This window comes from [Erwinia] mediterraneensis, from assembly GCF_900604315.1.
Lineage (GTDB): Bacteria > Pseudomonadota > Gammaproteobacteria > Enterobacterales > Enterobacteriaceae > Pantoea > Pantoea mediterraneensis_A.
The window spans coordinates 3,084,098-3,096,958 of the sequence record NZ_LR026978.1; the positions used below are offsets into that span (position 1 = coordinate 3,084,098).

The 12,861-nt window shown below is 57.8% G+C and carries 10 protein-coding genes; 7 read left to right on the plus strand and 3 right to left on the minus strand.

Annotated elements, in window-relative coordinates; all coding sequences use genetic code 11:
* The first annotated feature begins 37 nt into the window (after positions 1-37).
* The 3 genes from nagZ (at position 38) to E0E17_RS14520 (ending at position 3,554) form a co-directional block, all read left to right on the plus strand.
* Positions 38-1,078: a beta-N-acetylhexosaminidase gene (gene nagZ / locus E0E17_RS14510; protein WP_130834727.1), complete on the plus strand. Its 1,041-nt coding sequence runs from the start codon at positions 38-40 to the stop codon at positions 1,076-1,078.
* A 333-nt stretch (positions 1,079-1,411) separates the two neighbouring features.
* Positions 1,412-2,716, plus strand: coding sequence for an NAD(P)/FAD-dependent oxidoreductase (locus tag E0E17_RS14515; protein ID WP_130834728.1), 1,305 nt, complete (start codon positions 1,412-1,414; stop codon positions 2,714-2,716).
* A 295-nt stretch (positions 2,717-3,011) separates the two neighbouring features.
* Positions 3,012-3,554: a glycine zipper 2TM domain-containing protein gene (locus tag E0E17_RS14520; RefSeq protein WP_130834729.1), complete on the plus strand. Its 543-nt coding sequence runs from the start codon at positions 3,012-3,014 to the stop codon at positions 3,552-3,554.
* Positions 3,555-3,643: 89 nt separating this feature from the next.
* Here E0E17_RS14520 and mfd read toward each other — a convergent pair whose 3' ends face one another.
* Together mfd and E0E17_RS14530 are read right to left on the minus strand one after the other, a co-directional pair.
* Positions 3,644-7,087, minus strand: a complete 3,444-nt coding sequence (mfd, locus tag E0E17_RS14525; RefSeq protein ID WP_130835565.1) for a transcription-repair coupling factor — start codon at positions 7,085-7,087, stop codon at positions 3,644-3,646.
* A gap of 113 nt (positions 7,088-7,200) precedes the next feature.
* Positions 7,201-7,410, minus strand: coding sequence for a hypothetical protein (locus tag E0E17_RS14530; RefSeq protein WP_130834730.1), 210 nt, complete (start codon positions 7,408-7,410; stop codon positions 7,201-7,203).
* Between the two features lie 248 nt (positions 7,411-7,658).
* On the opposite strand from E0E17_RS14530, the gene lolC reads away from it, so the two are divergent.
* The 4 genes from lolC to cobB all read left to right on the plus strand — a co-directional run bounded on the left by lolC (position 7,659) and on the right by cobB (position 11,771).
* Entirely contained in the window at positions 7,659-8,858 is a 1,200-nt protein-coding gene (gene lolC / locus E0E17_RS14535; RefSeq protein WP_130834731.1) for a lipoprotein-releasing ABC transporter permease subunit LolC, read from the plus strand.
* Complete coding sequence (lolD, locus tag E0E17_RS14540) at positions 8,851-9,555, plus strand: lipoprotein-releasing ABC transporter ATP-binding protein LolD (RefSeq protein WP_130834732.1); 705 nt, start codon at positions 8,851-8,853, stop codon at positions 9,553-9,555. The genes lolC and lolD overlap by 8 nt, the downstream gene beginning before the upstream one ends.
* On the plus strand, positions 9,555-10,799 hold the full coding sequence (gene lolE, locus E0E17_RS14545) for a lipoprotein-releasing ABC transporter permease subunit LolE (protein ID WP_130834733.1): 1,245 nt from the start codon (positions 9,555-9,557) through the stop codon (positions 10,797-10,799). The genes lolD and lolE overlap by 1 nt, the downstream gene beginning before the upstream one ends.
* A 132-nt stretch (positions 10,800-10,931) precedes the next feature.
* Positions 10,932-11,771 (plus strand): Sir2 family NAD+-dependent deacetylase, encoded by an 840-nt coding sequence (gene cobB, locus E0E17_RS14550; protein ID WP_130834734.1) that lies wholly within the window; start codon positions 10,932-10,934, stop codon positions 11,769-11,771.
* 44 nt (positions 11,772-11,815) lie between these two features.
* On the opposite strand, the gene potD is transcribed toward cobB, so the two are convergent.
* A complete protein-coding gene (gene potD, locus E0E17_RS14555; protein WP_130834735.1) occupies positions 11,816-12,859 on the minus strand; it encodes a spermidine/putrescine ABC transporter substrate-binding protein PotD in 1,044 nt (347 codons plus the stop codon).
* Between the last annotated feature and the right edge of the window lie 2 nt (positions 12,860-12,861).

The window sequence follows — 12,861 nt, forward strand, 5'->3', positions numbered from 1 at the left end:
GGCCGCTCCTGCGCTGAGTGTGAACAGGACATTGATTATGACAACATCGTTACCCGGTCCGCTGATGCTGGATGTCGAAAGCTACGAGCTGGACGCCGAAGAACGGGAGATTCTGCAACATCCGCTGGTGGGTGGGGTGATCCTCTTTGCCCGCAACTATCACGATCCCGCGCAGCTGTCAGCGCTGATCCGTCAGATACGCAGCGCGTCCCATACGCGGCTGGTGGTGGCCGTGGATCAGGAAGGGGGACGGGTGCAGCGTTTTCGCGAAGGTTTTACCACCTTACCGGCGATGCAATCCTTTGCCGCGCTGCACGATCTGCCGCAAGCAGGCGCACTGGCGCAGCAGGCAGGCTGGCAGATGGCCGCTGAAATGATCGCCATGGATATTGATATCAGCTTTGCGCCGGTGCTGGATATTGGCCATATCAGCGCGGCGATTGGCGATCGCGCCTTCCATGCCGATCCGGCGATTGCGCTACAGGTTGCGCGCTGTTTTATTGCCGGCATGCATGAGGCGGGAATGAAAACCACCGGCAAACATTTTCCGGGCCACGGTGCGGTCAGCGCTGACTCCCATAAAGAGACGCCGCGTGATGAGCGCGATGCGGCTACCCTGCGTCAGCATGATATGGCGATATTCCGCCAGCTGATTGACGAGCAGGCACTGGATGCGATTATGCCTGCCCATGTCATCTATAGCGAAATTGACCCCTTGCCCGCCAGCGGCTCACCATACTGGCTGCAGACGGTGCTGCGCAACGAACTGGGATTCGATGGCGTGATCTTCTCTGACGATCTGTCGATGGAGGGAGCGGCGATCATGGGCAGCTATGCAGAGCGCGCCAGCCAGTCATTATCAGCGGGCTGCGATATGATTCTGGTCTGTAACCAGCGCCAGGGCGCGATTGCCGTGCTGGATAACCTGACGCCGGTTGAAGCCAGCCGGGTGCCAGGGCTTTACCACCGGGGACGTTACAACCGTCAGCAGCTGCTGGCAAGCCGACGCTGGCAGGAGAATCAGCAGCAGCTGAGCGCGCTGCAGGCCCGCTGGCTGGAGCATAAAGCCGCACGTTAATTCTTGTCGGGTGGCTCGGCCGCGACGTCTGTCGCCAGTGCGGCTGAGTCGCAACCGGGTCGCTTTTCTCTTTTTCCTGCCGACGCTTTCCTGATTAACTTCATTAAAACAACAGATTAAGCCCGCATGTGTAAAACGGGTAGAATGCGTTGTTTCGTACTACGCTGAGAATGGGCGCGATAAATTGATGCAGGTCAATTTTGGTATGACCAACTCACCGCACCATGTTATTCTGCCCCCAGATTGCGACTTTAAATTCGCCAACCTTATGTTAATTAAGGTTTTTATTTTAACCTTTTATTAACGATTGGTTTACTTTTCGAGGGGGTCCTGTTGACGACATCTATGAGAAAAATCGTTATCGTTGGTGGTGGTGCTGGCGGCCTGGAGCTGGCGACCCAGTTAGGTCATAAGCTGGGTCGGAAGAAGAAAGCGGAAATCATTCTGGTCGATCGTAACCACAGCCATTTATGGAAACCGCTGCTGCATGAGGTGGCCACCGGCTCGATGGATGAGGGCATCGATGCGCTGAGCTATCTGGCGCATGCCCGTAATCACGGCTTTCGCTTTCAGCTCGGCTCGCTGACCGCTATCGATCGTGAACACAAAAGCATTCGCCTGGCGGAAGTGTGTAACGAGCAGGGGGAAGTGCTGGTCGAAGAGCGCGAGGTGCCTTACGACACCCTGGTGATGGCGCTGGGCAGCACCTCCAACGATTTCGGCACGCCGGGCGTCAGGGAGCACTGTATCTTTCTGGATAATCCCCATCAGGCGCGCCGCTTCCACAACGAAATGCTCAACCTGTTCCTGAAGTTCTCCGCCAGCGCCGGACGGCTGAAAAAGGTGAATATTGCCATTGTCGGCGGTGGCGCTACCGGGGTGGAACTCTCTGCTGAGCTGCATAATGCGGTTAAGCAGCTGCACAGCTATGGCTATCAGGGACTCGACAGCGACGCCCTGAACGTGACGCTGGTGGAGGCGGGTGAGCGTATCCTGCCTGCGCTGCCGCCGCGTATCTCTGCAGCGGCTCATCAGGAGCTGACCAAACTGGGCGTACGCGTGCTGACGCAAACCATGGTCACCAGCGCGGATAAGCAGGGTCTGCACACCAAAAGCGGCGACTTTATTGAAGCGGATCTGATGGTCTGGGCGGCCGGAATCAAGGCACCCGATTTTATGCAGGGGATCGGCGGGCTGGAGACGAACCGCATTAATCAGCTGGTGGTGAAAGAGACGCTGCAGACCACGCTGGATGACGATATCTATGCTATCGGCGATTGCGCCTCCTGCGCCCTGCCTGGCGGCGGTTTTGTGCCGCCGCGCGCGCAGTCTGCGCACCAGATGGCGTCACAGGTGCTGGAAAATATTCTGGCCCAGTTAAACGCTAAACCGCTGAAACCCTATGTCTATAAAGATCATGGCTCGCTGGTTTCGCTTTCGCGCTTCAGCACCGTGGGCAGTCTGATGGGGAACCTGATGCGCGGATCGATGATGGTAGAAGGGCGCATCGCGCGTTTTGTCTATATCTCTCTGTATCGTATGCACCAGGTTGCGCTCCACGGATATTTCAAAACCGGGCTGATGATGGTGGTGGGTAGCCTTAACCGGGTTATCCGTCCACGTCTGAAGCTGCACTGACCGATTAAGGCGAGGTTTTCCTCGCCTTTCAACAGGTTAGGTTATTTCTCCCCGCGTCGTTCGCTGCTATTACCACCACTTTTTGCTGCATAAACCAGCGATAAGAACTCTCTGAAAACGTTTTCCCGACTCGCGTTCGCGTGTTTTCCTCCATTTTTCTGATGTCGTAAAAGTGAGCCATCTGTAAAACTTCTTTTCACAAACACGGTGGGTCGCGCACGCCGTTCAAACCGCTGTTGCACGGGAACCTGTAGCGGCAGGAATGCGCGGTAACAATAATCAGGAGGATATTCCTGTGAATAAATCAATGTTAGCGGGTATCGGTATTGGCGTAGTGGCTGCTCTGGGGGTCGCTGCGGTAGCCAGTATGGATGTGTTTAATCCGGGTCCACAATATGCTCAGGTGCTGGCCGCCACGCCGATCAAAGAAACAGTGAAGTCACCGCGCCAGGAGTGCCGTAACGTGACGCTGACACACCGGCGTGCGGTGCAGGATGAAAACCGTATTACTGGCTCAGTATTGGGTGCTGTAGCAGGTGGCGTTCTTGGCCATCAGTTCGGGGGCGGTCGTGGTCGTGACGTCGCAACGGTAGCTGGCGCGCTGGCCGGCGGCTATGCCGGTAATCAGGTGCAGGGCGGCCTGCAACAGCGTGATACCTACACTACCACCGAGCAGCGTTGTAAAACGGTGTACGATAAACAGGAAAAGATGTTGGGCTATGATGTGACCTATAAAATAGGCAACCAGCAGGGCAAAATCCGCATGGAAAACGACCCTGGCACCCGCATCCCGCTGGACCGTAATGGCCAGCTGATCCTGAACTCTGATCAGGCCTGATTGGGCAAAGATTACGCCTTCGGGCAACACAGCAAAGCCACAGTAAAAGGCGCATCCGGTGATGCGCCTTTTTTTACTGGCTGAAACCGTCAGGCCGCCTTGCTCTGCAGCTGCTGCATAAAGTCTTTCACCCACTGCATACGCTGCTTGCGCTCGGCCAGATCGCGCGTGAACTTCAGGCGCGTGGGGCCTTCCAGCTTCCAGTGCTGCGGTTCCTGTTGCAACAGGCTGATGAGCCAGCCGGGATCCACCTGATTTTTCTCAGCGAACTCAAAAAAGCCGCCTTTATCGCTCGCCTCAATACGCCGGATACCCAGCGCGCGGGCGACCAGACGCAGCCCGGCGATATCCAGCAGGTTACGCGCCGCATCAGGCAGGGTGCCAAAGCGATCGATCATTTCCACTTTCAGCTCTTCCAGCTCTGCCTCACTGTCCGCGCTGGCAATACGCTTGTAGAGCGAGAGGCGGGTATTCACATCCGGAATAAAATCTTCCGGCAGCAGGGCGGGCATACGCAGCTCGATGTCGGTCTGGTTGCTGGTAAGATCTTCCAGCGAGGGCTCGCGGCCCTCTTTTAACGCATCCACGGCGTTTTCCAGCAGCTCCATATAGAGCGAGAAGCCGATGGTTTCCATCTGGCCGCTCTGATCTTCTCCCAGCAGCTCACCGGCACCACGAATCTCCAGATCGTGCGTTGCAAGGGCAAAACCGGCCCCCAGATCTTCCAGCGAGGCGATCGCTTCCAGGCGTTTTTGCGCATCGCTGGTCATTGCTTTCGGTGGCGGCGTCAGCAGCCAGGCGTACGCCTGATGATGTGAACGACCAACGCGGCCACGCAGCTGATGCAGCTGCGCCAGGCCAAAATGGTCGGCGCGCTCAATAATGATGGTATTGGCGGTCGGGATATCGATGCCGGTTTCGATGATGGTGGTGCAGACCAGCACGTTAAAACGCTGATGGTGGAAATCGTTCATCACCCGTTCCAGGTCGCGTTCACGCATCTGACCATGACCGATGGCGATGCGCGCCTCGGGCACCAGCTCTGCCAGACGCTGGGCGGCTTTCTCGATATTCTCCACGTCGTTATAGAGATAATAGACCTGGCCGCCACGCAGGATTTCACGCAGGATCGCTTCACGCACCACCAGTTTGTCATACTCGCGCACAAAGGTTTTCACTGCCAGACGGCGCGCAGGCGGCGTGGCGATAATCGACAGGTCGCGCATGCCGCTCATCGCCATATTCAGCGTACGCGGGATCGGGGTGGCGGTCAGGGTAAGAATGTCGACATCAGCGCGCATCGCTTTGATACGCTCTTTATGCCGGACGCCAAAGCGGTGCTCTTCATCCACAATCAGCAGTCCGAGATCGCGCCATTTCAGGTCGCTCATCAGCAGCTTATGGGTGCCGATCAGAATATCGATTTTGCCTTCGCTGGCCTGCTCCAGGATCTGTGCCTGATCGCGCGCGCTGCGGAAGCGGGAGAGCATCTCAATGCGTACCGGCCAGTTGGCAAAGCGATCGCGGAAGTTGTCGAAATGCTGCTGCGCCAGCAGGGTTGTTGGCACCAGTACCGCCACCTGCTTGTTATTTTCTACCGCCAGGAAGGCGGCGCGCATCGCCACTTCGGTTTTGCCGAAGCCCACATCGCCGCACACCAGACGATCCATCGCCAGCGGCTGGCACATGTCGCTTAATACGGCATTAATCGCCTGCGCCTGATCCGGCGTGGTTTCAAACGGGAAGCTTTCACAGAACAGCTGGTACTGGTCGCGATCATGCTTAAAGGCGTAACCCGCCTTCGCCGCGCGCTGCGCATAGATATCCAGTAGCTCAGCGGCCACGTCGCGCACTTTTTCCGCCGCTTTCTGCCGCGCGCGCGACCAGGCATCGCTGCCCAGTTTGTGCAGCGGGGCGTTTTCATCAGCACCGCCGGCGTAGCGGCTGATCAGGTGCAGCGACGAAACCGGCACATAGAGTTTGGCGTCGCCTGCATAGGCGAGCATCAGATATTCCGCCTGAATGCCGCCCGCCTCAAGCGTGGTCAGGCCGATATAGCGGCCGACGCCATGTTCAAGGTGCACCACCGGCTGACCCGGGTGCAGCTCGGCGAGGTTACGGATCAAGACATCCGGGTTAATGGTGCGGCGACTGTCCTGACGGCGGCGGCTGACCCGTTCGCCCAGCAGATCACCCTCACAGATAAAGGCGCGCTGGCGCTGTGTATCGATAAAACCGCGTTCGCTGGCGCCCTGCATCAGGTAATGACCGCTGCTGCCGACGTCGTCCAGGCGGTGAATCAGCTGCGGACGCAGTTTGATGCGCGCCAGCAGCTCCTGCAGGGTTTCGCGTCGTCCTTCGCTTTCAACAGAAAAAATCACCGGGCCCTGAAACTGCTCCAGGAACTGACGCAGCAGGTCGAGCGGCGTTTTGGACTGTGCCTGTACCGTCAGTTCCGGCAATGGCGCGTAGCCCAGATTGGTATTGGCGGCCTTCTCCGGCAACTGCGCATTGCTCATCTGCAGGCGCGGCCAGGCTTTCAGCTCTGAGAACAGGCTGTCGGGGCGCAGCCAGAGGCTCTCCGGCTCCAGCAGCGGGCGCATCGGATCGACGCGGCGATTCTCATAACGGGCATTCACATCCTGCCAGAAGCGGCTGGCGCTGCCTTCCAGGTCGCCGCAGTTCATGAGCAGGGCCGTTTTCGGCAGATAGCTGAACAGTGTCGGCAGCGGCTGATCAAAGAAGAGCGGCTGCCAGTATTCAATCCCGGCGGGCAGGGTGCCTTTACTCACCTGTTGATAGATATGTTCTGCTTCGCGCCGGACCTCGAAAATTTCACGCCAGCGGCTGCGAAACAGCTCAATCGCCGCTTTATCGGTGGGAAACTCATGGGCTGGCAGCAGATTGATCGCCTCCACCGCTTCCAGGGTACGCTGCGTATCAGCGTCGAACAGGCGCAGGCTGTCGATTTCATCATCAAAGAAATCGATACGGTAGGGCTGTTCGCTGCCCATCGGGAACAGATCCAGCAGCGCGCCGCGCGTGGCATATTCGCCATGCTCCATTACCTGATCGACATGGCGATAACCGGCCTGCTCCAGCTGCTCACGCAGGCGATCGCGCGACAGCTTTTGCCCCTGCTTCATCACCAGGGCGTGTCCGTGCAGGAAGCTGTGCGGGCAGACGCGCTGCATCAGCGTATTCACCGGCAGAATCAGCAGGCCACGCGTCATCCCGGGCAACTGATACAGGGTCGACAGGCGGGCGGAGATAATATCCTGATGCGGCGAAAAGCTGTCGTACGGCAGGGTTTCCCAGTCGGCGAGGCTGGTAATCGGATAGTCCGTAAACTGGCGAATTTCATCCTGCAGACGCAGGGCTGTTTGCATATCCGGCGTAATCATCAGTACCGGACCGGGGTGCCGTTCAACGATATCGGCACATTCAACCGCATGGGCGGCACCAATGAGTTGACCAAGCTGGCGATGATCGCCCGCTTTGCCGGGCAGGGAATAGCGGATCTGTTCGGACATGGGAATTTGACGTTCACTCCAGTTTTTCCAGGGCGTCATCATTCCATAATACGCCCTGTGGATCACCTGTCGCCGTGGATTTTTCGCGGCGCGGCCTGAACGTCAAAAATAGCTTATTTTGCCGGGGGCGGGTTGTAATGCATGCGTGGACGGTGAATATTCGCCCAGCAAAGCTCATTTTCCAGATGGTAGCTGTGGTTACCATCGTCCCATTTGACATAGTAACCCGCAGGCGCATCCCCCTGCTTAAAGATATTTATCACTTCGCCTTTAATCTCTCCGGTCTTCATTTTCACAATACTGCCTTTGGGAAATTTGCACATACCATGTACTCCAGCGCGTGCTGCACGATACACCCCGCCTGCGGATAAGGGGAGAGTCGCCTGGCACCAGCCGGTCAATCATTGACCGCCGGGTGGACAGTTTTTGCTCGCTTTCCGGGCGGCCGGATGCCATCTCCGGGTTTTACCGTAACTTTGCCGTTTCGCAGCGGGTTTGAGGTTTCATAAAGCAGGCCGCTCTATTATCATCCCTTTTACTTAATTTTAGTCCACAGTCCAGGACGGATTACATGTATCAACCTGTTGCGCTATTTATCGGTCTGCGCTACATGCGCGGACGAGCATCAGACCGCTTCGGTCGCTTTGTTTCCTGGCTGTCGACCATTGGCATTACGCTCGGCGTACTGGCGCTGGTCACCGTGCTGTCGGTCATGAACGGCTTTGAACGCGAGCTGGAGGGGAATATTCTCGGGCTGATGCCTCAGGCTCTTATTGTCAGTGAGAAGGGCGGCATGAATCCGCAGCAGCAGCCCGCACAGAGCCTGCAATTGAAAGGGGTCAACCGCATCGCGCCGCTGACCACCGCCGATGTGGTGCTGCAGAGTGCCCATAATGTCTCGGTCGGGGTGATGCTCGGCATTAATCCTGACGAAAAAGATCCCTTAACGCCGTTTCTTATCAACACGCCGCAAAGCGTGCTGCAGGCGGGGCAGTACAATGTGATCCTCGGTGAGCAGCTGGCGAGTCAGCTGGGCGTACGGCGCGGCGATCGGCTGCGTCTGATGGTACCTTCCGTCAGCCAGTTCACGCCGATGGGGGTGGTCCCCAGTCAGCGCCTGTTCACCGTGGCGGGCACCTATGCCGCCAACAGCGAGGTGGACGCTTATCAGATTCTGGTGAATCAACAGGATGCCTCGCGCGTGATGCGCTATCCCGCCGGACAGATCACTGGCTGGCGTTTGTGGCTGGATGAACCGCTGGAAGTGGAGAGTCTGAGTCAGCAAAACCTGCCCGCCGGCCTGCAGTGGAAAGACTGGCGCGAGCGCAAAGGGGATCTGTTTCAGGCGGTACGCATGGAAAAAAATATGATGGGGCTGCTGCTGAGCCTGATCATTGCCGTGGCGGCCTTCAATATCATTACGTCACTCGGTCTGCTGATTATGGAGAAGCAGGGCGAAGTGGCGATTCTGCAAACCCAGGGGCTAACGCGTCGGCAAATTATGCTGGTGTTTATGGTGCAGGGGGCCAGCGCCGGGATTATCGGGGCGCTGCTGGGAACGCTGCTTGGCGTACTGTTAGCCAGCCAGCTTAACCATCTGTTGCCGGTGATCGGTCTTTTCCTTGATGGCGCGGCGCTGCCGGTGGCGATCAACCCGTGGCAGGTGGTCACCATCGCGTTCACGGCGATGGCCGTTGCCCTGCTGTCAACGCTCTATCCCTCCTGGCGCGCCGCCGCCGTACAACCCGCTGAGGCTTTACGTTATGAGTAATACCCCTTTGTTACAGTGTCACAACCTGTGCAAACGCTATCAGGAAGGCAGCGTGCAGACCGATGTCCTGCGTAACGTGACCTTTTCCCTGCAGCCGGGCGAGATGACGGCGATTGTCGGCAGCTCGGGATCAGGTAAAAGTACGCTGCTGCACCTGCTGGGCGGACTGGATGCACCCACCTCCGGCGATGTGATTTTTAACGGCCAGTCGCTGAACAGCATGTCTGCTTCCGCCAAAGCGGAGCTGCGCAACCGTGAGCTGGGCTTTATTTACCAGTTCCACCATCTGCTGCCCGATTTCAGCGCGCTGGAAAATGTGGCGATGCCGCTGCTGATTGGCCGTCAGAGTAAAAACGAGGCGCAGTCACAGGCGCTGGAGATGCTGGCTGCGGTAGGGCTGGAAAAACGCGCCGCGCACCGCCCCTCTGAACTCTCCGGCGGCGAGCGCCAGCGTGTGGCTATCGCCCGTGCGCTGGTAAATCGTCCGCGTCTGGTGATGGCGGATGAACCCACCGGCAACCTGGACGCGCGCAACGCCGATGCTATTTTTGATCTGCTCGGCGAGCTGAACGTCAGACAGGGGACCGCTTTCCTGGTGGTGACCCATGACCTGCATCTGGCGCAGCGGCTACGGCATCAGATGGAGATGCGTGATGGCCAGCTTAACCCCGAACTGACGCTGACGGGAGTACGCTAATGGCGTCATCGTTATCTTTGTTGTTAGGGCTGCGTTTCAGCCGCGGCCGTCGTCGTGGCGGCATGGTATCCCTGATCTCGGTGATCTCTACTGTGGGGATCGCTCTTGGCGTGGCGGTGCTGATTATCGGCCTGAGCGCGATGAACGGTTTCGAGCGTGAGCTGAACAGCCGCATTCTGGCGGTGGTGCCGCATGGCGAAATCGAGCCGGTGAAACAACCCTTCAACAACTGGCAACAGCTGATTGCGCCGATTGAACAGGTAGAAGGCATCGCTGCCGCTGCGCCTTATGTGAATTTTACCGGGCTGATCGAGAGCGGCGCGAAACTGCAGGCGATTCAGGTCAAAGGGGTTGATCCCCAGCAGGAGCCGCGCCTCAGCGCTCTGCCGCAGTTTGTGCAGGGCAACGCCTGGTCGCAGTTTGCTGCAGGCAAGCAGCAGATTATCCTCGGCGGCGGCATCGCCCGTGCGCTGAAGGTAAAAACCGGCGACTGGCTGACGGTGATGATTCCGAACAATGACGGCGAGAACAAGCTACTGCAGCCTAAGCGTATCCGCCTGCAGGTGAGCGGGATCCTGCAGCTGAGCGGTATGCTCGATCATAGTCTGGCGCTGGTGCCGCTGGCCGATGCGCAGCGCTATCTGGATATGGCTGACAGTGTGACCGGCATTGCGTTGAAAATGGACGATCCTTTTCAGGCGGTGAAACTGGTACGGGCTGCCGGTGAGACGACCCACGCCTATGTCTATATTCGTAGCTGGGTCGGCACCTACGGTTATATGTATCGTGATATTCAGATGATTCGCGCCATTATGTATCTGGCGATGATCCTGGTGATTGGCGTAGCCTGCTTTAATATTGTTTCCACCCTGGTGATGGCGGTGAAGGATAAAAGCAGCGATATCGCCGTGTTACGCACCCTGGGAGCGAAAGATGGCCTGATCCGTGCCATTTTTATCTGGTATGGTCTGCTGGCGGGGCTGCTGGGGAGTCTGAGCGGCGTGGTGTTCGGCGTACTGGCTGCGCTGAACCTGACGGCGCTGGTGAGCGGCCTCGAAAAACTTTCCGGGCACCATCTGCTGGCGGGCGATATTTACTTTATCGACTTTCTGCCTTCAGAGTTGCACTGGCTGGATGTGATTTCGGTGCTGGTCACCGCCATTGTACTGAGTCTGGTCGCCAGCTGGTATCCGGCGCGGCGTGCCAGCCGTATCGAACCTGCACGCGTGCTTAGCGGTCAGTAACGCGCATCCGCTCTGACGCGCAGCAACAGGCGCGCCAGAGCGGATAACCTGCCCGCAGCGCCGGTGAGTGGGCTTTTGTCATCATCAGCCGTTATTATCGGCTGGTTAATACCCGGGAATCAGGGAGTTTTTATGCTCACACCGCATCGTCGCTTACGACTCGCCCGCTATAAAAAAAACCGGCGCAAAGTGCATCAACGTTTTCGGCAGCGCATTTTCGAGCGCGACCGCCTGGCTGAGCTGGCTATGCGCGTACTGCCGCACGTGGTGGTGCTGACCGGCGCGGGGATCTCGGCGGAATCGGGCATTCGCACCTTTCGCGCGGCAGAGGGGTTGTGGGAGGAGCATTCGGTAGAAGATGTCGCCACCCCGCAGGGCTTTCAGCGCAATCCGGCGCTGGTGCAGGCATTTTACAATGCGCGTCGGCGTCAGCTACAGCAGCCAGAGATTGCGCCCAACGCGGCCCACCAGGCGCTGGCGGATATGGAAGCGCTGCTGGGCGATCGCTTTCTGCTGGTGACGCAGAATATCGATAATCTGCACGAGCGTGCCGGTAGCCAGCGCGTGCTGCATATGCATGGTGAGTTGCTGAAGGTGCGCTGTACCACCAGTGGTCAGGTGCTGCAGTGGACGGGGGATTTGCAGCCTGAAGATCGCTGCACCTGTTGCCAGTTTCCATCGCCGCTGCGTCCGCATGTGGTGTGGTTTGGCGAGATGCCGCTGGGAATGGATCACATCTATATGGCGCTGGAGAAAGCCGATCTTTTTATCGCTATCGGCACCTCAGGGCATGTTTATCCGGCGGCAGGCTTTGTTCATGAAGCGAAGCTACAGGGCGCGCATACCGTTGAGCTTAACCTTGAGCCGAGCCAGATGGGCAGTGAATTTGCTGAGAGCCATTACGGTCTTGCCAGCGAGGTGGTGCCGCAATTTGTCCGCACCTTTCTGCATGGGTTGAATAAGCGGGGATAAAACAAAAGGGCGGAGAGCCCGCCCTTTGCGCTGTGTAAGTGGGCTTAACGTCCCGCTTTCAGCTTCTGGAACAGCGTCTCATACAGCACACTGGTTTCACCTACATCATCCTGCCATTCGCCTTTCTGAATCACTTCCGCAGGCGGATAAAGAGAGGGATTTTCGGCCACCTCTTTTGGCAGCAGCGCTTTCGCCGCCAGGTTTGGCGTCGGATAACCGATGGTTTCCGCCACTTTGGCTGCCACGTCCGGACGCAGCAGGAAGTTAATCAGCTGCAGAGCGCCAGCTTTGTTCTTCGCATTCGTCGGAATCGCCAGGTTATCCATCCAGAAAATGCCGCCTTCTTCTGGCCAGATGATCTGCAGCGGGGTGCCCGCCTGACGCGCCACATAGGCCGAGCCGTTCCAGATCATTCCCAGGTTAACTTCGCCTTCCATATAGGGATTGCCCGGGTTGTCTGAGTTGAAGGCCAGCACGTTCGGCATCAGCTTTTGCAGCTCCGCGTAGGCCGCGTTGATCTCTTTCGCATCACGCGTATTGCCGGAGTAGCCCAGCTTACGCAGCGCCACCTGGAACACTTCACGCGCGTCATCGGTCAGCAGCAGGCTCTGTTTATACTCTGGCTTCCAGAGATCCGCCCAGCGCGTCACGCTGTTGGCTTCCATGGCATCGGTGTTAATGCCGATCGCTGTGGCTCCCCAGATATAGGGGATAGAGTAGTCATTCGCGGGGTCGAACGGCTTGTTCAGCAGGTTGGGATCGAGATTTTTAAAGTTGCTGAGCTGTGATTTGTCGATCTTCTGTAGCATGCCTTCATTGCGCATACGGGCCACAAAGTAGGTCGACGGTACCACCAGATCATAAGCGCCATCTTTCCAGGTTTTCAGCCTGGCATACATACTCTCGTTGGACTCATAGGTGGAGTAGATCACCTTAATGCCGGTTTCACGGGTAAACTGCTCCAGCAGCCCGGGCGGTACATACTCGGTCCAGTTGTAAAAATAGAGCGTTTTGCTGTCGTCAGCCCGGGCGCTCTGCATGCCGAATGCCAGCGCCCCGGCGGCCAGCCAGCGAGACCATTTTTTCATGC

Coding starts and splice junctions, on each gene's coding strand:
- nagZ (WP_130834727.1), top strand. CDS start 38: ATGACAACATCGTTACCCGGTCCGCTGATGCTGGATGTCGAAAGCTAC.
- mfd (WP_130835565.1), bottom strand. CDS start 7,087: ATGTCCGAACAGATCCGCTATTCCCTGCCCGGCAAAGCGGGCGATCAT.
- E0E17_RS14530 (WP_130834730.1), bottom strand. CDS start 7,410: ATGTGCAAATTTCCCAAAGGCAGTATTGTGAAAATGAAGACCGGAGAG.
- lolC (WP_130834731.1), top strand. CDS start 7,659: ATGTATCAACCTGTTGCGCTATTTATCGGTCTGCGCTACATGCGCGGA.
- lolD (WP_130834732.1), top strand. CDS start 8,851: ATGAGTAATACCCCTTTGTTACAGTGTCACAACCTGTGCAAACGCTAT.
- lolE (WP_130834733.1), top strand. CDS start 9,555: ATGGCGTCATCGTTATCTTTGTTGTTAGGGCTGCGTTTCAGCCGCGGC.
- cobB (WP_130834734.1), top strand. CDS start 10,932: ATGCTCACACCGCATCGTCGCTTACGACTCGCCCGCTATAAAAAAAAC.
- potD (WP_130834735.1), bottom strand. CDS start 12,859: ATGAAAAAATGGTCTCGCTGGCTGGCCGCCGGGGCGCTGGCATTCGGC.